The sequence below is a fragment of the Streptomyces sp. XH2 genome (assembly GCF_049725035.1).
Lineage (GTDB): Bacteria > Actinomycetota > Actinomycetes > Streptomycetales > Streptomycetaceae > Streptomyces > Streptomyces roseoverticillatus.
Map to the genome: position 1 here is coordinate 102,455 of NZ_JBMMMZ010000010.1, position 21,440 is coordinate 123,894.

Sequence of the window (21,440 nt, forward strand, 5' to 3'; positions counted from 1 at the left end):
GGGACCACCCGGATAGGTGGTCCCGCCGGTCCGTGAGGAGAGCGATGACCGCGCCCCGTAAGGGGCGCGGGCCGGTGCCGATCTGCGGCTCCGCCGCGTACGACCGCGCCCTTTAAGGGGCGCGGGGAACTGCGCGACCAGCCACGGCCGGCCCGCAGCCGGCCGCCGGCGGAAGCCCGTACAGGGACGAAGGGCGAAGCCCTAGTCCCGCGCCGGCTCCGCAGCGGCCTCGGCGGCCTCCGCCACCTCGCCCGCCCCGGCGGCGGCCGTCGGCGCGTCCTCGAGCCGCCCGTCGAGCTTGGCGACGAGCCCCGTCACCTGACGCGCGATGTCCGGCGCGGTCAGCCCGATCTCGGCCATGACCTCCTTGCGGGAGGCGTGGTCGAGGAACCGCGGCGGGATGCCGAAGTCGCGCAGCGGCAGGTCGACGCCCGCGTCGCGCAGCGCCTGGGCGACGGCCGAACCGACGCCGCCCACGCGGCTGTTGTCCTCGACGGTGACGACGACGCGGTGCTCGGCGGCGAGGCCGGGCAGGGCCTCGTCGACGGGCTTGACCCAGCGCGGGTCGACCACGGTCGCGGAGATGCCCTGCTTGTCGAGGAGGTCGGCGACCTCCAGGCACATCGGGGCGAGCGCGCCGACGGAGACGATGAGGACGTCGGGACGCTCGACGCCTTCCGCGGGCTTGCGGAGCACGTCCATGCCGCCGACGCGGCCGACGGCCTCGACGGCCGGGCCGACCGTGCCCTTGGAGTAGCGCACGACGGTCGGCGCGTCCTTGACCTCGACGGCCTCGCGGAGCTGCGCGCGGACCTGGTCGGCGTCGCGCGGGGCGGCGATCCGCAGGCCGGGCACGACCTGCAGGATCGACATGTCCCACATGCCGTTGTGCGAGGCGCCGTCGTCACCGGTGACGCCGGCCCGGTCGAGGACGAACGTCACGCCGCACTTGTGCAGGGCGACGTCCATCAGCACCTGGTCGAAGGCACGGTTGAGGAACGTGGCGTAGACGGCGAAGACCGGGTGGAGTCCGCCGGTGGCCAGGCCGGCCGCGGAGGTGGCCGCGTGCTGCTCGGCGATGCCGACGTCGTAGACGCGGTCGGGGAAGGCCTTGGCGAACTTGCCGAGGCCGACCGGCTGCATCATGGCCGCCGTGATGGCGACGATGTCCTCGCGCTCCTTGCCGAGCTCGACCATCTCGTCGGCGAAGACGGAGGTCCAGCTGGCGCCGCCGGAGGCGACGGGCAGGCCGGTGTCGGGGTGGATGGCGCCGATGCCGTGGAAGCGGTCGGCCTCGTTCTGCTCGGCGTGCTTGTAGCCGCGGCCCTTCTGGGTGAGGCAGTGCACGAGGACGGGGCCGCCGAAGCGCTTGGCGCGCTGCAGGGCGGACTCCAGGGCCTCGATGTCGTGGCCGTCGATCGGGCCGACGTACTTCAGGCCGAGGTCCTCGAACATGCCCTGCGGGGCGATGAAGTCCTTCAGGCCCTTCTTCGCGCCGTGCAGCGTCTCGTAGAGGGGCTTGCCGACGACCGGGGTGCGCTCCAGCAGGTCCTTGCCGCGGGCCAGGAAGCGCTCGTAGCCGTCCGTGGTGCGCAGGGTGGCGAGGTGGTTGGCGAGGCCGCCGATGGTGGGCTCGTAGGAGCGCTCGTTGTCGTTGACGACGATGACGAGCGGGCGGTCCTTGGCCACGGCGATGTTGTTCAGCGCCTCCCAGGCCATGCCGCCGGTGAGCGCGCCGTCACCGATGACGGCGACGACGTGGTCGTTGCGGCCGAGGACCTGGTTGGCCTTGGCGAGGCCGTCGGCCCAGCCGAGCACGGTGGAGGCGTGGCTGTTCTCGATCACGTCGTGCGCGGACTCGGCGCGCGAGGGGTAGCCGGAGAGGCCCTCCTTCGCGCGCAGCTTCGAGAAGTCCTGGCGGCCGGTGAGCAGCTTGTGGACGTACGCCTGGTGCCCGGTGTCGAAGAGGATCTTGTCCTTGGGCGAGTCGAAGACCCGGTGCATGGCGATGGTCAGCTCGACCACGCCCAGGTTGGGCCCGAGGTGCCCGCCGGTCTTGGAGACGGCGTCGACGAGGAAGGTGCGGATCTCCGCGGCGAGCCGGTCGAGCTGCTCCGGGCTGAGCCGGTCCAGGTCGCGCGGTTCCCTGATGCGGGTCAGCAGGGCCACCCGTGCCTCCTCTTCGTCGAGCTGTCGGCTTGTAGAAACATGTAGAAGTCTTGAAGAACCTCAAGAACCTCTAGATCCGTCGAGTCTAATGTTCCGCTCGGCGTGGCGATGAACGGGTGATGCGACCCGAGTCACCCGACCGGACGCACGAGCGAGGGAGGGCGCGGCAAAACGCCCTATAGGGCACGGTCCGGGCGGGGGCGGCCGTACGGCTGTATGGCGGGGCGGAGCCCGCGGCCCGTACGCCCCCCGGGGCCCCACGACGCCCCGGCAGGGGCGCGGGGAACTGCGCGACCAGCCACGACGGGCCGGCAGCCGGCAACGTACGGGCATACCCCCGTACACAAAGGCGCCGCCGTCCGCCGCCCAAGGCGGGCGACGGACGGCGACTACGCACCGTGGGCAGAGCGCCCCCCGCAGGGGGCTACGCGCGCCCCGCCGTCTTCTGCGTCCGCCGGGAGACGGAGTCGATCACGACGGCGGCCAGCAGCACCGCGCCCGTGATCATGTACTGGACGGCCGAGGCGATGCCCAGCAGCGCCATGCCCGACGCGATGGACTGGATCACCAGCACGCCCAGCAGGGCGGACCAGGTCTTGCCGCGCCCGCCGAAGAGGCTGGTGCCGCCGATGACGGCCGCGGCGATCGCGTTCATCAGGAGGCTGCCGGCCCCGGAGGACTGGTTCGCCGCGTTGATCTGCGAGGCCAGGAACATGCCGCCGACGGCCGCCATCGTCCCGGAGAGGGCGAAGACGGAGATCCGGACCGCGGCGACGTTGATGCCGGCGCGGCGGGCCGCCTCGACGCTGCCGCCGAGGGCGAAGACCTTCCGGCCGTACGAGGTGCGGCGCAGCACCAAGTCCAGCGCCACGACGACCCCGAGGAAGATCACGACGGCCAGCGGCAGGCCCTTGTACTGGTTGAACAGCCACGCCACCACGTACGCGGGCACGGCCAGCGCCACCGTGCGCAGCACGATCTCGCTGAGCGGCCGGCTGGGCACGCCCGCGGCCTCCCGGCGCTTGCTGTCGCGGAACGACACCAGGAAGAACGCGGCCACGGCGAGCGTCGCGAGCCCGTACGCGGCGGAGACGTCGGTGAAGTAGTGGTTGGTGAGACCGGCGACGATGCCGGAGTCGTCGAGGTTGATGGTGCCGTTGGAGCCCAGGACCTGCAGCATCAGGCCGTTCCAGCCCAGCAGGCCCGCCAGGGTGACCACGAACGCGGGCACCCCGATCCGGGCGAAGAAGAAGCCGTGCAGGGCGCCGATGACGGCACCGGAGAGGATCGCCAGGACGAGCGCGAGCCACTCCGGCATGCCGTGGTTGACGTTGAGCACGGCGAAGACGGCTGCCGCGAGCCCGCTGACCGAGCCCACGGAGAGGTCGATCTCGCCGAGGATCAGCACGAAGACGATGCCGACCGCGATGAGGCCGGTGCCGGCGGCGGTGACGAAGAGGTTGCTGAGGTTCTCCGCGCCGAGGAAGGCCGAGTCCCGGAGCTGGAAGACCAGGGCGATGATGATCAGGCCGACGACGACGGGGAGGGAGCCGAGCTCGCCACTGCGCAGCTTGCGGAGGAACTCGCTCCAGTAGCCGGCGAAGCCCTCCTCGCGGACGAGGAGGCGGGGGTCGACGGCGGGGAGGGCGTCGTGTGCGGGGGCCTGGCCGTTGGAACCGTTGGAGCCATGGGAACTGCTGGAACCGTTGGCGGCCGGCTCGGTGGACGACGTGGGCAGCTCGGTGCTCATGCGCCCGCCTCCTTCTCGGGCTTGTCGGCCTGGACGGCCTTGTCGGCGTGATCAGCCTGGGCGGTCTTGTCCGCCGCGGCTGGGGTGCCGGCTTTCTTGTCGGCCTGGTCGGCCTGGTCGGCCTGGTCGGCCTGGTCAGGCTCGGCGGCCTGGGTGGCCGGAGCCGCCTCGGCGGTACCGGTGCCACCGGGGGCACCGGCGGCACCGGTGACCTCCGTAGCCCCTGCAGCCTCCGCAGCCCCCGCAGCCTCCGCGGAGCGGGCCCGGCGCCGGGTGACAGCGTTGTCCGTCGCACCGGTGATGGCGGAGATGATCTCCTCCTGGGAGGTGGAGGCCACCTCGAACGTCCCGTTGTTACGACCGAGACGCAGGACGGCGACGCGGTCGGCGACGGCCTTCACATCGGCCATGTTGTGGCTGATGAGGATGACCCCGAGGCCGCGCTCACGCAGCCGTTCGACCAGGTCCAGGACCTGCGCGGTCTGCTCGACGCCGAGCGCCGCGGTCGGCTCGTCCAGGATGACGATCTTGGGCTCGCCGAGCAGCGAGCGGGCGATGGCGACGGTCTGCCGCTGGCCGCCGGAGAGCGAGGCGATGGGGATACGGACACTGGGGATCCGGATGGACAGGGTGGAGAGCAGCTCACGGGCGCGGCGCTCCATCTCGACCTCGTCGAGCACCCCGGCGCGGACGATCTCGCGGCCGAGGAAGAGGTTGCCGACGACGTCGAGGTTGTCGCAGAGCGCGAGGTCCTGGTAGACGGTCGCGATACCGAGCTCCTGGGCGGCGTGCGGCCGGTCGACGGTGACCGGGCGCCCCTCCCACTCGATGATCCCGTCGTCGGCGGGGCCGACGCCGGCGATGGTCTTGACCAGGGTGGACTTGCCGGCGCCGTTGTCGCCGACGAGGGCGACCACCTCGCCGGCACGGATCTCCAGGTCGACGTCGGTGAGCGCCTGGACGGCGCCGAAGCGCTTGGAGATCCCGCGGAGGGCGAGGACGGGGGTGGCACCGGCCTCGGCGGACTGGGTGGCAGGCATCTTGAGGAATCCCTACTCGACTACTTGAGTCCGGCGGAGTCGCACTGGGACTTGTACTTGTCCGTGCAGATCTCGTCGCGGTTGAAGAAGCCTTCCTGGCCGACGTACTTCGCGATGTCGCCCTTGGTGAGCGCGAAGGGGGTGACGATGATGGAAGGAATCTTCTTCTCGGTGCCGCTGTCGACGGTGCTCTTGGCGATGCCGTCGAGGGCCTTCCCCTTGGCGAGCGCGACAGCCATCTCGGCGGCGGCGTCGGCCTCGGGCTTGTAAGGCTTGTAAACGCTCATGAACTGCTCGTCGGAGAGGATCCGCTGGACGGCGGAGAGCTCGGCGTCCTGACCGGTGACGGGCGGGAGCTTGTCGAAGCCGGCGCTCTTGAGGGCGGTGATGATGCCGCCGGCCATGCCGTCGTTGGCGGAGTAGACGCCGACGATGTTGTCCTTGCCCAGCGAGGAGATCGCGCCCTTCATGTTCTCGTTGGCGTTCTCCGGCTTCCACTCCTTGGTGTCGTACTCCTTCCCGATCTGGACCTTGCCGTCGAGGACGGAGTGGGCGCCGTCCTTGTACATCTTGGCGTTCGGGTCGGTAACGGAGCCGTTCATCATGACGATCTGGCCCTTGGAGGCGTTGTCGCCGAGCTCCTTGAGCAGCGATTCGCCCTGGATCTTGCCGACGCGCTCGTTGTCGACGGAGGTGTACGCCTTGACCGGGCCCTCGGCCAGCCGGTCGTACGCGACGACGGGAATTCCCTTGTCGTTCGCCTTCTTCACCGAAGAAGCTATCGACTTCGCGTCCACCGAGTCGACGATCAGCGCGTCGACCTTCTTGGTGATCATCGTGTCGACCTGCTGCTGCTGGACGGAGGCGTCCTGCTTGGCGTTCTCGTAAAGGACGACGGTGTCGGCCCCCGCCAATTCCTTGATCTTCTTCTCGATCAGCGGCTTGTCGAAGCGCTCGTAACGCGCGGTCTGGTTCTCCGGAAGGAGGAGCCCGATGGTGAGCGGGCCGCTCTTCTCCTTCTTGGACTCACCGCCGCCGGCTTCCTTGGCGCTGCCGCAGGCGGCGAGCCCGGCGGCCATCGACATGGCCGCCACGGCCACGGCTGCACGACGCAGATTCGTGTTCATTGCAGAAACCTCCCTGACGAGGCCGCGTCGTTGCGGCCGAGGTGGCTGGAAGTCAACTCGGCCGCCAAGGGGCCGTCAAGAAGTAAATCCTTAACGAGATGGCAACGGTGCCATTCGTTATCTACATGAACGCAAGATGAGCTGTACGAGCTTAGGCGGGCAGCGGGGCGCCGACGGGAGCATGCCCGTCGAGCAGCGTGGAATCACCCATCTCGCTCAGCACGAGCGCGAGCGCACCGAGCACCTCGGCCCGCCCGCCGAGCGCACCCGGGACGACCTCCAACTGCCGGGCGGCGCTGGGGATGGCGTACCGGGAGACGGACTCGCGGATGGGCGCGAGGACGAGCTCGCCGGAGGGGGCGAGGTCGCCGCCGAGCACGACCCGCCGGGGATTGAGCAGATTGCACAGATTGGCCACACCACTACCAATATGCCGCCCGACATCCGAAATGACCCTCCGACAGCCGGGGTCTCCCTCACGCGCGAGCTGGACCATCCGGGCGACGGTGAGATCGGTCCCGTGGGCCGAATGGAGCAAAGGAAGGACATACCGGGCAGCAGTAAAGGTCTCAAGACAGCCACGGTTGCCGCACCGGCATACGGGCCCGGACTCATCAAGGGTGATATGCCCGATTTCACCAGCGGTACCGCCGGGCCCCCGATAGATCTGCCCGTTGATGACGAGCCCGGCACCGACGCCGCTGGCGACCTTGATGTAGGCAAGATCGGAGGCCCCGCGCCCGGCGCCCCACACGAGCTCGCCGAGAGCACCGAGATTCGCGTCGTTGTCGACGTGCACAGGCACGCTCAGCCGGGCGGCCAGCTCGTCCCGTGGATTGGTCCCGGCCCACCCCGGCAGGATGGCCGTGGACCCGAGCGTCCCCGTCTCGACGTCGATGGGCCCGGGCACGCCGAGCCCCACGCCGATGATCTTCCCGGGGTCGATCCCGGCATCGTCGAGCAACCGCCTGACCAGCTGCTCGGCCCGGTCGAGCCCCTGCGCGGCGGAGGCGTCCACATCGAGCGGCTCGGCGTCCTCGGCGAGGACGCGCTGAGCGAGGTTCCCGACGGCGACGCGCAGATGCGTATGCCCGAAATCAACCCCGACCACAACCCCGGCGTCCCCGGACAAGGACACACTCCGCGCCCGCCGCCCCCCGGAGGAGGTGGGCGTGACCTCGACGGTGCCGCCTTCCTTCAGCTCCCGAACGATATTGGAAACGGTGGCGGCGGACAGGCCGGTAGTCCGGGCGATCTCGGCCTGTGTGAGCGACCCGGCCGTCCGCACGGCCCGCACGACCCGCTCAAGATTGGCCCGGTGCAGCGACGACTGCGACCCCGGAGTCTCCACGCCCATCCACTCCCGCCTAGCCGGACACGGCACGCCGGCCGTCCCCGTACCGGACCACAGCTCTGGAGCCCGGCATCCATACAACATATGAACCCTAAGCTGAGCCGCCCGGCGGAGCCCCCGTCAAGGCCTTGAGGCACATCGAGGCCTCGATGGTATGGAAGGCGCCATACGGAGAAGGGACGCCTCGACGGCAGGCAGGGACCATGCGCATGCAGCCTGCGGCGGTAAAGAGCAAGATCACCCTTGTTGATCCAACGGCCGGGCTCAGCGTGAACATGACCTACAGGGGTGGCATGCGCAATCGGTGAACGGCCACGCCGTACCGCCGACGCCCGTCCGTGCAGGTCCGCCACTCGAAGGGGCCCGTTTAGGCCGCGTTCATGGAAGGCTTGAAGCCCCGCCGGTTCTTGGCGGGGCTTCAAGCGAGTTCAGCCTGCTTCTACTTCTGGGCCTTCTTGTCCTTCGCGCGCGCCTCGAACTGGCCGGTCGCAAGGAAGGCGATCCGATCTTGCGGAGTGCCCGTCATGGCCGCCCTCCCCGCCTCGTGCATTGCAGGGCCCCCCTCACTGATGAGCCGCGAGATGAGGACAGCGATGTCATCGTCCTGAGCCTCGTACTGACCCGATGCCAGGAAGGCGATTCGGTCCTGCGGAGTGCCCATCATGGCCGCCTTGCCGGCCTCTCTCACTCCGCGTCCCCCGGAGCTGATGATCCGCGAGATCAGAACCTGATTGTCATCATCCAGGGCCTCGTATTGCCCCTGCTCCAGGAAGGCCACCCGGTCCTCCGGGGTACCCTTCAAGGCCGCCTTGGCCGCATCTTTCACCCCACGCCCCCCGGCGTGGTAAACGATGCGCGAGACCAGAACCTGATTGTCCCCATCCCTCGCCTCGAACTGACCGGACTCCAGGAACTTCCTCAAGTCAGCGGGGCCACCACCGAGCGCCGCCTTGCCCGCATCCTTCACACCAGGACCCCCGGTGCTGATAATGCGCTGGATCTCGCTCCGGTCCTTCTCCGCCTGCTGGTCCTTGTCGGCAGCTCCTTCACCCTGTGGTCCGGCCGACTTCGCCACCGAAGCCTGAGCCGACCGTGCGGACGAACCCGCCGCAGCACCGTCCGCGGAGGACGGCGAGGCAAGCAGGACGGCCGGAGCGATAGTGGCCACGGCAACCACCGCAGTTATGCGCGACAACTTCAAGACAATCCCCACCCCTTCACAGCACCTGTTCTTCTCTGCGTTGGCCAACTATAGGAAGACAGAGGCACTTTGCTCCACCGCTTAGATCGGGGATCCGGTGCCCGCTGAAACGCACGGCGTGCAGCCCTGCGAACCCCCTTACCCCCGGAAACCTTTGCACACCCGAGGCCCGACAACCGGTGACTTACGGGAGAGCGACTGCAGACGGTCCAGGCAGCGCGGATTGTCGCAATCCCATCAGAAGACAAGGACAGCCGTGTACATGACACCGCGTCACGCGCGTCGCATTCACGCTCCCGGCATGCCTGCATCCCGATTCAGACTGTATGGTATGTTCACCCGTATCGCCTGTCACCGCGGCACTACTCGTAGTTGCTGCGGCAGAGAAGACCCTTGGAAGGATTCCTAGGTGATGTCACGTGCGCGCAAACTCCTGCTCGCAGGAGTCGTCGCCGGCGAATTCCCCCGGCAGACCGGGCACCTGACCCCCGGAAATCCCCGAGGCCGTCCGCGCCTCGCCGGGTGACTGCAGTCTCCGCTCCTGGGTGAACGCCGACTCCAGGGCCGCGGAATCCGTCTCGGAATGAACAAGGGCCACGGGAGTCGGGACCAGAGGGCTGACCTCTCCGGCGCAGCGACGGCGGTTTTGCGCAGGCTCTTGAAGCTCGTAGCGCGCGACGACCGTGACGGATACCGGCCAGACTCACCCGGCCGACCGTGAACGCACGCCTTTCTCGGGCCACGGCGAAAGAGCGCAGTCCGGCCACGGTTGCCATGAGAAGCCATTCCCCTCGTCGCGGTGGAAGCATTCCGGGCTCCCAGAAACGGATATGACAGAGAGTCATTGATTTGAAGAGCAGAAATCGCCTCAGACCGTCATCGCCGCGGCTGGTCGCATTCGCACTGACCGCGGCGCTCGCAGGAGGCCTGATGACCGCTGACGCCGTCGTCGCCGACCCGCAGCCCCCGTATCCCTCACCCGGCGGTCATACCGTCGTGGCTACTGCCGACGCGAAGGACTGGAAGGTACCGCGCCTGACCGTGATGCCTCTGGGCGACTCGATCACGCACGGCGCCGGCAGTTCGACGGAGTCCGGCTACCGCGGCGAACTGTGGAGCCGGCTGGCCCCGCACACGGACCAGCTGGACTTCGTGGGTTCCGAGCGGCACGGCAAGCTCCCCGATCTCGATCACGAAGGCCACTGGGGCTGGAAGATCGGCGGTCTCTCCGCAAACATCGAGCAGTGGCTGGCGGCAGCGAAGCCGAACGTCGTGCTCCTGCACATCGGCACGAACGACCTCAACGACAACTACCACGTGGACACGGCCCCCCGTCGCCTCGGTGACCTCATCGACAAGATCACGTCGGCCGCTCCGGACATGACCGTGCTGGTCTCCTCCTTGGTCCCCTCCACAACGGCCGACACCCAAAGGCGCATCGAGCAGTTCAATGCGGTGGTGCCCCAACTCGTCACGGAACGGCGGGCCAAGGGCTTGCGCGTGGGGTACGTCGACATGAGCGCGGTCACCACGGACGACCTTGCCGACGACCTCCACCCCAAGGACAGCGGCTACGTCAAGATGGCGGAGACCTTCGCCGCCGGAGTGGCCCGGGCCGCGGAGAACGGCTGGATACAGCAGCGCGTGGACGTCAAGGCGGCCCCGGCGCGCCCAGCGGCCCCGCCCGGTGACTACCGGGTCGACGTCGACGGCGACGGCAAAGCCGACTACCTGGCCGTCCAGGACAACGGCTCCGTGAAGGCCTGGATCAACAACGGCGGCACCGATCACGGCAGCTGGAGCGGACGCGGCACCTTCGCCACCGGCGTCGGCGAACCCGGCAGCAAAGTCCGATTCGCCGACATCAATGCCGACGGCAAAGCCGACTACCTGGTCCTCAACGACGACGGGACCGTAAAGGCCTGGATCAACAACGGCGGCACCGGCCACGGCGGCTGGAGCGAGCGCGGCAACATCGCCACCGGCGTCGGCGAACCCGGCAGCAAAGTCCGATTCGCCGACATCAACGGCGATGGCAAAGCCGACTACCTCGTGGTCCACAAATACGGGGCAGTGCAGGCCTGGCTCAATAACGGAGGCACCGGCCAGGGAAGCTGGATCGGGCTCGGCACCATCATCGGCGGCGTCGGCGAACACGAGGACAGCATCCGTTTCGCCGACATCAACGGCGACGGCAGGGCCGACTACCTCGCCGTCCAGGACGACGGCTCCGTGCGGGTCTGGATCAACAAGGGTGCCGACGGGCGCGGTCGCTGGAGCGAACTCGATTCCTTCATCCCCGGCGTCGGCGAACCCGGGCGCAAGGTCCGCTTCGCCGACATCAACGCCGACGGCAAAGCCGACTACCTCATCCTCCAGGACAACGGGGTTATCAAGGCCTGGATCAACGGTACCGGTGACGGCCATGGCAGTTGGACCGAGCGTGGAGTCTTCGCCACCGGAGTCGGCGAGCCCGGCAGCAAGGTCCGGATCTAGCGCGCCCGGAGACGGGTGGGGGAACTGTCCCTCCCCGCAGCTTCGGTGTACCGGAACCGTGGGTAACAGGTTCGTGGGCGCGTCGTGATGCCCCGGCTCGGCAAACCTGTGACGGAGACACCTCGTGTAGTGACCATCTTGCATATAAGATGGGCGCTTCGTGCTCATTCGTTCTGCAGCCGGCGACCGCATTCCTGCGGCCCCGGCCACCCGCAGCACAGCCTGTGTCCCCTGCCCGCGACCACCGGGCGGGACACAGGCCTTTCCGTGGGCCCTGGGGACGCTTCGCCCAGGGCCCGCGCCATGCCCTCGCCAGGCTCCGCGATGTGAACCCACGTCGTGGAACTCGCCTGCTCTTCACCTGGGATAGCCGACAGTGAGTCTGATAACCCCCACCACCACCGAGGTGTCCAGCAAATCCCCCGTCTCACGGGTGCGGCTGGATTCGCTCACAGGCCTCCGGTGGTACGCGGCGCTGCTCGTCGCCTGCTTCCACTTTTTCTACGAGGAGGTGTCGACCGGCACCTCGGTGCACGTCTTCCGGCTGAAGGAGGTCGTCTACGCCGGCCCTTCGGCGGTGTCGTTCTTCTTCATCCTCTCCGGATTCGTCCTCGCCTGGTCCGCACGGCCCCGTGACACCGTCACCGGATTCTGGCGGCGCCGTTTCGCACGGATCTACCCGAGTCACCTGGTGACCTTCTTCGTCGCCGTGCTCACCATGGTCTGGATGGGCAAGGCCCTCGATCCCCGGATCGCCCTGACGAACCTCAGCCTCACCCAGTCGTGGATTCCCAACCGGAAGGACTGGTGGTTCGGGTACAACGGCGTCTCGTGGTCGCTGAGCTGCGAGTTCCTCTTCTACCTGAGCTTCCCGCTCGTGGTGAAGATCATTCGCCGGTTCTCCACCCGGGGGCTGTGGGCGACCGTGATCGCCGGCAATCTGTGCGTGGTCCTGGCCCCGATCGCCGCCGGCCGGATCGCGCACGCGACCGGCTGGGACCCCAAGTTCATGCTCTACATCTTCCCGCCCGTCCGGCTGCTCGAGTTCGTGATCGGCATCGCGGTCGCCCTGCTGGTGAAGAGCGGGAACTGGCGCGGCCCGGGACTCACCACCAGCCTCGCCCTGTCGGTGCTGGTCGTCTTCGGGCCGTCCCACGTCATGCCCTTCGACTTCCACTGGGCCGCCGACACGGTCATTCCGTACACGCTCACCATCGCCGCGGCGGCCCGCGCCGATGTCCGGGGAGAGCCCTCGCCGTTCCGGAACCGCATCACGGTCTACCTGGGTGAGGTCTCCTTCGCCTTCTACCTGGTGCACGAAATGGTCATCTTCAGCATCGACCACTTCCTCAAGAAGCACCACCTGCTCATCCCGGTGAGCCTGCACCTCGGGCTGGTCCTGGCAGTGTCCCTCTTCGGCGCGGTACTCCTCCACGAGTACGTGGAGAAGCCGGGTGTGAAGCTCCTCTCCGCCCGGCGCCGGAAGCCCAGCCCGGCCGCGGCGGCCTGACATGCGGGTCGTGGAGTGACGGTGGGCAGGGCTGTGAGCCCCGCCCACCGTCATTCACAGTGGGTAACAGCCCGCCCGCCTTCCATTTAATTCTCATTTAACGCCTAACACACCACAATACGCATTCGTGTGGTTTGGTGTGGATACGCCCCAGAGGGTTACTCGTCCTTCGACATCGTGGTTCTTCCAGGGTCGCGCCGCGAGATGGCGCGGCCCATCGATGAAGGGCGATCCGAATGCGAAATGTTGCGCGTGCGGCGCTGGTGGTTCTCTGCGCTACCGGTGCCGCGTTGCCCGTCCTCCCCGTGGCGCAGGCCGCCGCGCCCGGGACTCCCCCGGCCCCCGCCGACTGCCGGTACGTCTATTCGAACGGACGCCCGGGGCCGAATGGGGAGACCAGAGGCAGCGGCGTCTACGACGAGGGGGATCGTGACGCCGAGGGCCGTGTGTGCCGCAATGGCTGGTGGGTGCACCCCTACGAGGTTCACCACCACGACGACGACCGCCGGGACGATGACCATCGCCGCGAGGACGACCACCGCCGCGATGACGACCACGGCAGGGATGATCACGGCCGGGATGACCACCGTCGCGATGACGACCACCGCTGGGACGACGACCACGGCTGGGACGACCACCGTCGGGACGACGACCACCGTCGCGACGATCGCCGTGATGACCGGCACGACGACCGGCATGACGACCGCCACGACCGGGACCACGATCACGACCACAACCACGGCCGACGCCCGTAGGCCGCGCTCCAGGGCTCTCCGGGCCTGCCCTCCGAGGGCAGGCCCGGAGGGCTACTTCAGCGCCCCCGCCGTCAGCCCCGCCTGGACCTGCCGCTGGAAGACGATGTACGCCGCCAGAACGGGGAGCATCGCGATGACCAGGCCCGCGAAGAGGCCCGACCAGTCGCCCTTGTAGCCCTGGCTGACGGCGAGGGCGACCAGGCCCTGCGGCAGCAGCTTCTTGTCCTCGTCGCCCACGTTCAGGACCGCCGGCAGCAGGTACTGGTTCCACTGGCCCAGGAAGTTGAAGATGCCGACGCTGATCAGGCCCGGTTTCGCCATCGGCAGCATCACCTGGAAGAAGGTCCTGGTGTGCGAGGCGCCGTCGATCAGGGCGGCCTCGGCGACCGACGAGGGCAGCGTCCGGAAGAAGCCGCTCAGGAAGAAGATGGTGAACGGGAGCGAGTACGCGATGTAGACCAGGATCAGGCCGTGGTACGTGTCCAGCAGCTGCATGTTCTTCATCACGAAGAACAGGGGGACCAGCGCCAGGATCACCGGGAAGCTCATCCCGCCCACGAACAGGTAGTAGATGAAACGGTTCCCGGGAAATTCGAACCGCGCCAGGACGTACGCCGCCATCGAGCCCAGCAGCATCGTGCCGAAGAGCGAACCCGCCACCACCACGACCGAGTTGAAGAAGTACTCGCTCATGTGCGCCTGCGACCACGCCCTCGACCAGTTGTCGAAGTGCAGGCTCGTGGGCAGCGCCCAGGGCGACGTGAAGATGGACTTGTCGTCCTTGAGGGCGCTCATCACCGCCCACAGCAGCGGCAGCGTGACCATCAGGGCCCACAGGATCAGCACCCCGTGCGAGAAGACGTTGAGGACCCTTCCCTCGGTGCCCATGCGCCCTTCGGGGGAGTCCACCACCGGAGCCTCGGTCTCCGCACCGGTCTCCGCACCGCTTTCTGCACGGTTCTCCGCGACGCTCATCAGAACTCCAGCCGTTCGCGCCGGCCCAGCTTCATCACGATGCCGGCGAAGATCATGGTGACGATGAGCAGGGCGACCCCGAGCGTGGTCGCATATCCGGCCTGCCCGTCCCGGAACGCCTTGGTGTAGAGGAAATAGGCGAGCACTTCGGTCGAATAGTCCGGGCCGCCGGGGCCCACCGTCATGATCTGCACGACCGCGAATCCGTCGAGCGCCATGATGCCCATGTAGACCCAGCCGGTCTGGACCGTGTCCCACAGCAAGGGGAGCGTGATCCTGAAGAAGGTCTGGATGCGGTTCGCGCCGTCCAGCAGCGCCGCCTCGTAGAAGTCCTTCGGGATGGAGCTCATGCCCGCCGAGAACAGGACGACGTAGAAGCCCACGTTGCTCCACACCATCACGGCCATCACGCACCACAGCGCCAGGTCCGGGTCACCGAGCCAGTTCGGCTGTACGGAATCCAGGCCGACGGCGCTCAGGAAGGAGTTCAGCGCGCCGCTGTTCGGGTTGTACGCGAACTGGAACAGCAGGGCCACGATGGCGATCGACAACACCTGCGGGAAGAAGTAGACGACCTTGTAGAAGCCGGAGCCGCGGACGCCCGCCACCGCCGCGTTCTTCCTCCTCCGCCCGCCGACGTTCAGCATGAAGGCGAAGAAGAGGCCCAGCCCGAGCGTCACCAGTGGCAGCACCAGCAGCAACAGGACGTTGTGACCGACGGACTTCCAGAACACGTCGTCGGAGAGCATCTTCCGGTAGTTGCCGACCCCGACCATCTTGAAGTCGGGACTCAGGCCCGTCCAGTCCGTGAACGAGTAGTAGATCGCCTGGAGGAACGGCGAGATCACGAACACCGCGTAGATCACCAGGGGTACGGCCAGGAACCCCACGATGAACCGGTACTTACCGTGCTGCATTGCCTTCCGACCCCGATCTCCCGCGAGGAGCTCCCCCCCGGGCGCGGAGCGGCGGACGCGGTTCCTTCCGGTCCGCCCCGCCGCCGGTGACGTACTTCAGTGACTCGGTGGCTCAGCGCGCGCCCGACACCGACCGCGCCGGCTGCGCGCTCACTGCGCGCCGACCGCGCTCAGCGCACTCACTACGCGCGCCGCCCGCCCGCTACTTGTGCCGGTACTTCTTGATCGAGTCATCGGCACGCACGCCGTCCGCGAATTTCTGGATCTTGGCGATCGTCTCGTCCGGGGTCATCCGGCCGGCCATCATCTCGCCCAGCGCCGCCACGCCGATCTTCTCCTTCTGGAGGGCGACGTACCAGTCCTGGATCCGCGGATTGACCACGTTCTCCCCCGCCTTGGCGAGCACCTCCTGCGAGGAGCTGAGGCCCGGCGGCAGCGTCAGGCCCTCCGTTCCGCCGTTCAGCGACGTCAGGGACGAGACCTGCTTGATGAAGTTCCGCGAAGACTTCTTTCCCAGCATGATGCGCAGCAGTTCCATGCCGCCCTGCGGGTTCTTCGCGTTCTTCGGCACGATGAACGGCTCGCCGCCCGAGGCCCAGACCGTGCCGAACGGCATCTTGTCGCGCTTGGCGTCCAGGCTCGACGGCGCTCCGACCGCCATCTTGAAGTCGGCGGGGGTGGTCTTCTTCGACTCGTTCTCGACCCAGGATCCGTTGGGGATGAACAGGGCCTTGCCCTGGTTCCAGGCGGTCTGCGACTCGATGTGGGTGAGGCCGGGGGTGCCCTGGAGGATGTAGCCCTTCTTGAAGAGCTCGTAGTACGCCTCGAAGGCCGCCTTGACCGCCGGGTCCTTCCAGGCGTTCGGCTCCAGGTTGTCGATCCGGTCGAGGACCTCCCGGCCGCCGATCTTGGCGATGAAGGGGTAGAGGCTGAACGGCAGGTAGTACGGGTACTTCCCGGGGTACGTCCAGCCGGCGATGCCCTTCTTCTTCGCCTTCTCGCAGACGGCGAGCATCTCGTCCCACGTCTCCGGGTACTGCGCGTCCAGCTTCTCCAGCGCCGTCTTCGAATACCAGACGCCGTAGACCGTGTACGCGTAGTAGAGGATCCAGGTTTCCCGGCCCTCGAACCGGCCCATTTCGACGACGCCCGGCCGCAGCGTGTCCCGTACCTTCTTCGACGGGTCGTCGATCGACGGGGCGTCCAGCAGCGCGTTGAGGTCGGTCAGCTGCTGCTTCCCCACCAGGGTGCCCATGTCCATCTGCTTGGCGCCGGAATTGTCGATGAGGTCCGGCGGGGTGCCGCCGTTGAAGCGGGGCTGGAGCTGGGTCTGGATCTCCTGCGTGGCCGCGTGCTTGACCTCGGCCTTGGGATACGCCGCCTTGTACTCGGCTTCGGCGTCCTTGGCGTACTGCTGGCCGAAACCGCCGTCGAAGATGACGACGTCGAGCGGCGCGGATTCATTGACCGCGAGCGGGTTCTTCTCGCTCTTCGTGCCCTTGTCGACCTTGTTGTCGTCGCTGCCGCCGCCCGACGCGCAGGCGCTGAGCACGCCCGTCGACGGCACCGCGATCAGGCCGAGTGCGGCCGCTCTCTTGATCAGGTCGCGCCGGCCGAACTCCCCTGTGGATCCCATGCTCGATCCCATGCTCAAGTCCTCGCCTTCTCCAGGACTCAGGCGGTGCACCGGTTCTCCCCTTGCTCACAAGAGTTGCCGAAGGGCCCGACACCGCGGGTCAGTTGAAGCTTGGTGTGCTGGGTGTGGTGCGTGGCGTGGCTGGTGTGGTGCTGAGTGTGGTGCTGGGCGTGGTGCTTGGTGTGGTGCTGGGTGTGCGCGCCGGGAGCGGTGACGTGGCCGCGGCGTTCCCCCCGCCGCTCTCCCCCCGGATCCGCCGCGGTGGCCCTCGGAGCCTCCCCGGTAGCCGACAGGTATAGTCCACTTCTCACCAACTGGGCAAGATCGGAAGCGGCTTCTGCCGTCAGTCTTTCTCTAGTTGAGACCTCCCACGGTACGACGTCTCCCCTCCGGCTACCCCCCGCTCCTGCCCCCGCCCCGGCGACACCAGTCCCGGAACCCTTGACACCACCCACCCCTCACGCCCTACTTATCTCTGCGCGACTCACTTGACAACGTTGTCGGTTTCGTTGGGAGACTTGAGATGCGGCAGGGACAGCGGCACAGACCCCGGCACCGGCTCCGGCACCGATGGCGTAGTCTCACCCGTCCGCTCGTCCCCCTTCTGGCCGTCGCCCTTATGACGGGCATTCAGGTCCCCGCCGCCGCTTCCCCGGCAGCCGCCCCCACGGACCATTTCTCCTCCTCCTTCGAACCCGGCGACCCCCGGCCCGACTGGCGCAACACCGTCGACGCCACCCCCGACGGCCGCAAGCGCACCGCCGGCGTCGACGGCAACGACACCCGCGGCATCCCCGGCAACGTCAGCGACTCCGTCACCGACGTCCGGGCCAGCGGCGAGAACGCCGGCTCGGGCGAGGTCAAGGAGAACGTCGTCGACGGCGAGAGCACCACCAAATGGCTCACCTTCGAGAAGGCGGGAGCCTGGCTGGAGTTCGACCTCGCCGAGCCCGTCACCGCCGTCCGCTACGCCCTGACGTCCGCCAACGACGCGCCCGGCCGGGACCCGCGCGACTGGGTCCTCCAGGGCTCGCAGGACGGCAAGAACTGGACACCGCTGGACACCCGCAAGGGCGAGACCTTCGACAAGCGCTTCCAGACCCGCGAGTTCTCCTTCACCAACAGCACCCCCTACGGCCACTACCGGCTCGACTTAACCCGCAACAGCGGCGAGGACATCACGCAGCTCGCGGAGGTGCAGCTCGCGCCGTACTTCACCGGCCCGCCGCCGCCCTCCGACATGCGCAGCTACGTCGACGGCGGCCCCAAGGGCTCCCCGACCGCCAAGGCGCGCGCCGGCTTCTCCGGGCGCCACGCACTGCGCTACGGCGGCGTCCACCAGGCCATGGGCCGCGCCTACTCCTACAACAAGCTGTTCGCGGTCAGCCTCCGCGTCACCCCGCGCACCGTCCTCTCCTACAAGGTCTTCCCCTCCATGCCGGAGGTCGACCTGCGCTATCCGGCCACTCACGTGTCCCTGGACCTCGCTTTCACGGACGGCACCTATCTGAGTGACCTCGGTGCGGTGGACCAGCACGGCGCGCCCCTCACGCCCCGCGGCCAGGCCGGCTCCCGCACGCTCTACGTCAACCAGTGGAACAACAAGGAGTCGCACATCGGGGCCGTGGCCGCGGGAAAGACCGTCGCCCGGGTGCTGGTGGCGTACGACTCCCCCGCCGGGCCCGCGCGGTTCCGCGGCTGGGTCGACGACGTCTCCCTCACGCCCGCGCCCGCCGAGAAGCCCCCGGCGCACCTCGCCGACTACGCGGTGACGACGCGCGGCACCCATTCCAGCGCGAGCTTCTCGCGGGGCAACACCTTTCCCGCGACCGCCGTCCCCCACGGCTTCAACTTCTGGACGCCGGTCACGAACGCGGGCGCCATGGACTGGCTCTACCAGTACGCCGCCGCCAACAACGCCGACAACCTCCCCACCGTCCAGGCGTTCAGCGCGAGCCACCAGCCGAGCCCCTGGATGGGTGACCGGCAGACCTTCCAGGTGATGCCGGCCGCCGCCTCCGGGACCGGCCCTCCGGACACGAGCCGCACGGCCCGCGCCCTCCCCTTCCACCACGCCCACGAGACGGCACACCCCCATTACTACGGCGTCACCTTCGACAACGGCCTCAAGGCCGAGATCACTCCCACCGACCACGCCGCGATCATGCGCTTCACCTATCCGGGTGACCCCGGAACCGGCGCGGCCCTGATCCTCGACAACGTCCGCAACCAGGGCGGCCTCACCCTCGACCCCGGGACGCGCTCCTTCACCGCCTACTCGGACGTGCGCAGCGGACTGTCCGTCGGCGCGGGCCGCATGTTCGTCTACGGGGTGCTCGACACGCCCGTCACCGCCGCCGGCAGAACGGGCGGCGAGGCGAGCACGACCGGCTGGCTGCGCCTGGCCCCCGGCAAGGACCGCACCGTCACCCTGCGCATCGCGACGTCCCTCATCGGCACCGAGCAGGCCAAGGCCAATCTGGAGCAGGAGATCCCCGAGGGCACCTCCTTCGGCCGCGTCCACGACCGGGCCCGCGCCGCCTGGGACGCCCTCCTCGGCCGGGTCGAGGTCGAGGGCGCGAGCCGCGACCAGCTCACCACCCTCTACTCCAGCCTCTACCGCCTCTACCTCTATCCCAACTCCGGCTCCGAGAACACCGGCACCCGCGCCCGCCCGCGCCCGCGCTACGCCAGCCCCTTCTCCCGCCCCGACGGCGAGAGCACCCCCACCCGTACGGGAGCGCGGATCGCCGACGGCGAGGTCTACGTCAACAACGGCTTCTGGGACACCTACCGCACCGCCTGGCCCGCCTACTCCCTCCTCACGCCCCGGCAGGCGGGGCGGCTCGTCGACGGCTTCGTGCAGCAGTACAAGGACGGCGGCTGGATCTCGCGCTGGTCCTCCCCCGGCTACGCCGACCTGATGACGGGCACGAGCTCCGACGTGGCCTTCGCCGACGCCTACGCCAAGGGCGTCTCCTTCGACGCGGAGGCCGCGTACAAGGCCGCGCTCAAGAACGCCACCGTCGTGCCGACCCAGCCCGGCGTCGGCCGCAAGGGCATGGAGACCTCCCCCTTCCTCGGCTGGACGAGCACGACCACCCGCGAGGGCATGTCCTGGGCCCTGGAGGGCTACCTCAACGACTACGGGCTCGCGACGATGGGCAAGGCCCTCCACGAGCGCACGCACAAGGCCCGCTACCGCGACGAGGCCGCGTACTTCCTCAGCCGCGCCCGCAATTACGTCAAGCTCTTCGACCCGACCGTCGGCTTCTTCCAGGGCCGCAACGCCGACGGCTCGCGGCGCCTGCCGCCCGGCCGCTACGACCCGCACGTCTGGGGCCACGACTACACCGAGACCAACGGCTGGAACTTCGCCTTCCACGCGCCGCAGGACACCCGCGGCCTGGCCGGGCTGTACGGCGGCCGCGAGGGCCTGGCCGAGAAGCTCGACCAGTTCTTCGGCACGCCGGAGACGGGGGCGCCCGAGTTCGCCGGCTCGTACGGCGGGGTCATCCACGAGATGACCGAGGCGCGGGACGTGCGGATGGGCATGTACGGGCACAGCAACCAGGTCTCGCACCACATCACGTACCTCTACGACGCCGCCGGGCAGCCGTGGAAGACGCAGGAGAAGGTGCGCGAGGTGCTGTCCCGCCTCTACCTCGGCAGCGAGATCGGGCAGGGCTACCCGGGCGACGACGACAACGGCGAGATGTCCGCCTGGTACCTGTTCGGCGCGCTGGGCTTCTACCCGCTGGTGATGGGCAGTGGCGAGTACGCGATCGGGTCGCCGCTCTTCCGGAAGGCGACGCTCCATCTGGAGGGCGGCCGGGACGTGGTCGTGAAGGCCCCGCGCAACAGCGCCCGCAACGTGTACGTGCAGGGCCTGCGGGTCAACGGCAAGGCCTGGCGGTCGACGGCGCTCCCGCACGCGGTCCTCGCCAAGGGCGCGACCCTGGAGTTCGACATGGGCCCGCAGCCGTCGTCCTGGGGCAGCGGCCGCAACGACGGGCCGTCGTCCATCAGCAAGGACTTCGCGGCCCCCGTCCCGGACGAGGACCTGACCGCACCGGGCACCTCGCCCCTCACCGACGACACCTCGGTCACCGACGTCTCCTTCGGCACGGCCCTGCTGCAGGTGCCGTCCGGCGCGCGCGTGACCTCGTACACCCTGACCTCGGCGGACCGGGCCAAGGCCCCGGACGGCTGGGTGCTGGAGGGTTCGCGGGACGGCGCCGGGGAGTGGCAGGAAGTCGACCGGCGGACGGGCGAGGCCTTCGCCTGGGACCGGCAGACGCGGGTCTTCTCGGTGGCACGGCCCGGCGCGTACCGGCACTACCGGCTGCGGCCGGCGGACGGTGGCGACCACGTCCTCGCCGAGGTCGAACTATTGGGGAAAAGATCCGCATAAAGCCTCTTGACCCGTAAAGAAAGTGTGAAACGATCACGTGGATCCAGTGGCGGGCCCCAGACACGGGGCCCCCCACGCAGACCGGAGACCCGCATG

The 21,440-nt window shown here is 68.5% G+C and carries 12 protein-coding genes and 1 pseudogene; 3 read left to right on the top strand and 10 right to left on the bottom strand.

Annotation, left to right across the window (positions count from 1 at the left end; translation table 11 throughout):
• Positions 1-201 precede the first annotated feature (201 nt).
• From dxs to ACOTKD_RS21305, 6 genes and pseudogenes are all read right to left on the bottom strand, one after another.
• A complete protein-coding gene (gene dxs, locus ACOTKD_RS21280) occupies positions 202-2,169 on the bottom strand; it encodes a 1-deoxy-D-xylulose-5-phosphate synthase (protein WP_424890576.1) in 1,968 nt (655 codons plus the stop codon).
• A 424-nt stretch (positions 2,170-2,593) separates the two neighbouring features.
• A complete protein-coding gene (locus ACOTKD_RS21285; protein WP_424890577.1) occupies positions 2,594-3,919 on the bottom strand; it encodes a sugar ABC transporter permease in 1,326 nt (441 codons plus the stop codon).
• Positions 3,920-4,161: 242 nt separating this feature from the next.
• Positions 4,162-4,959, bottom strand: a pseudogene (locus ACOTKD_RS21290) (ATP-binding cassette domain-containing protein); the annotation flags it as partial.
• A gap of 20 nt (positions 4,960-4,979) precedes the next feature.
• A complete protein-coding gene (locus tag ACOTKD_RS21295; protein ID WP_424890578.1) occupies positions 4,980-6,086 on the bottom strand; it encodes a substrate-binding domain-containing protein in 1,107 nt (368 codons plus the stop codon).
• Between the two features lie 151 nt (positions 6,087-6,237).
• Complete coding sequence (locus tag ACOTKD_RS21300) at positions 6,238-7,437, bottom strand: ROK family transcriptional regulator (protein WP_424890767.1); 1,200 nt, start codon at positions 7,435-7,437, stop codon at positions 6,238-6,240.
• A 442-nt stretch (positions 7,438-7,879) separates the two neighbouring features.
• Positions 7,880-8,608: an ALF repeat-containing protein gene (locus ACOTKD_RS21305; protein ID WP_424890579.1), complete on the bottom strand. Its 729-nt coding sequence runs from the start codon at positions 8,606-8,608 to the stop codon at positions 7,880-7,882.
• A gap of 963 nt (positions 8,609-9,571) precedes the next feature.
• Here ACOTKD_RS21305 and ACOTKD_RS21310 point away from each other — a divergent pair.
• Both ACOTKD_RS21310 and ACOTKD_RS21315 read left to right on the top strand, forming a co-directional pair.
• Positions 9,572-11,137, top strand: a complete 1,566-nt coding sequence (locus tag ACOTKD_RS21310; protein WP_424890580.1) for an FG-GAP-like repeat-containing protein — start codon at positions 9,572-9,574, stop codon at positions 11,135-11,137.
• A 376-nt stretch (positions 11,138-11,513) separates the two neighbouring features.
• Positions 11,514-12,647, top strand: coding sequence for an acyltransferase family protein (locus tag ACOTKD_RS21315; protein WP_424890581.1), 1,134 nt, complete (start codon positions 11,514-11,516; stop codon positions 12,645-12,647).
• A gap of 158 nt (positions 12,648-12,805) precedes the next feature.
• On the opposite strand, the gene ACOTKD_RS21320 is transcribed toward ACOTKD_RS21315, so the two are convergent.
• The 4 genes from ACOTKD_RS21320 to ngcE form a co-directional block, all read right to left on the bottom strand.
• Entirely contained in the window at positions 12,806-13,375 is a 570-nt protein-coding gene (locus ACOTKD_RS21320) for a hypothetical protein (protein ID WP_424890582.1), read from the bottom strand.
• 78 nt (positions 13,376-13,453) lie between these two features.
• On the bottom strand, positions 13,454-14,377 hold the full coding sequence (locus tag ACOTKD_RS21325; RefSeq protein WP_424890583.1) for a carbohydrate ABC transporter permease: 924 nt from the start codon (positions 14,375-14,377) through the stop codon (positions 13,454-13,456).
• The gene (locus tag ACOTKD_RS21330; protein ID WP_424890584.1) at positions 14,377-15,294 is read right to left on the bottom strand and encodes a carbohydrate ABC transporter permease; all 918 of its coding nucleotides are present in this window, start codon (positions 15,292-15,294) and stop codon (positions 14,377-14,379) included. The genes ACOTKD_RS21325 and ACOTKD_RS21330 overlap by 1 nt, the downstream gene beginning before the upstream one ends.
• 202 nt (positions 15,295-15,496) lie before the next feature.
• Positions 15,497-16,930: an N-acetylglucosamine/diacetylchitobiose ABC transporter substrate-binding protein gene (gene ngcE / locus ACOTKD_RS21335; RefSeq protein WP_424890585.1), complete on the bottom strand. Its 1,434-nt coding sequence runs from the start codon at positions 16,928-16,930 to the stop codon at positions 15,497-15,499.
• Between the two features lie 523 nt (positions 16,931-17,453).
• On the opposite strand from ngcE, the gene ACOTKD_RS21340 reads away from it, so the two are divergent.
• Positions 17,454-21,344 (top strand): GH92 family glycosyl hydrolase, encoded by a 3,891-nt coding sequence (locus ACOTKD_RS21340; protein ID WP_424890586.1) that lies wholly within the window; start codon positions 17,454-17,456, stop codon positions 21,342-21,344.
• Positions 21,345-21,440 lie beyond the last annotated feature (96 nt).

What these genes read in the sequence shown, in the direction of transcription:
- ACOTKD_RS21285 (WP_424890577.1), bottom strand. Translation starts at nt 3,919, where the DNA reads ATGAGCACCGAGCTGCCCACGTCGTCCACCGAGCCGGCCGCCAACGGT.
- ACOTKD_RS21295 (WP_424890578.1), bottom strand. Translation starts at nt 6,086, where the DNA reads ATGAACACGAATCTGCGTCGTGCAGCCGTGGCCGTGGCGGCCATGTCG.
- ACOTKD_RS21310 (WP_424890580.1), top strand. Translation starts at nt 9,572, where the DNA reads ATGACCGCTGACGCCGTCGTCGCCGACCCGCAGCCCCCGTATCCCTCA.
- ACOTKD_RS21325 (WP_424890583.1), bottom strand. Translation starts at nt 14,377, where the DNA reads ATGAGCGTCGCGGAGAACCGTGCAGAAAGCGGTGCGGAGACCGGTGCG.
- ACOTKD_RS21330 (WP_424890584.1), bottom strand. Translation starts at nt 15,294, where the DNA reads ATGCAGCACGGTAAGTACCGGTTCATCGTGGGGTTCCTGGCCGTACCC.
- ngcE (WP_424890585.1), bottom strand. Translation starts at nt 16,930, where the DNA reads ATGGGATCCACAGGGGAGTTCGGCCGGCGCGACCTGATCAAGAGAGCG.
- ACOTKD_RS21340 (WP_424890586.1), top strand. Translation starts at nt 17,454, where the DNA reads ATGCGGCAGGGACAGCGGCACAGACCCCGGCACCGGCTCCGGCACCGA.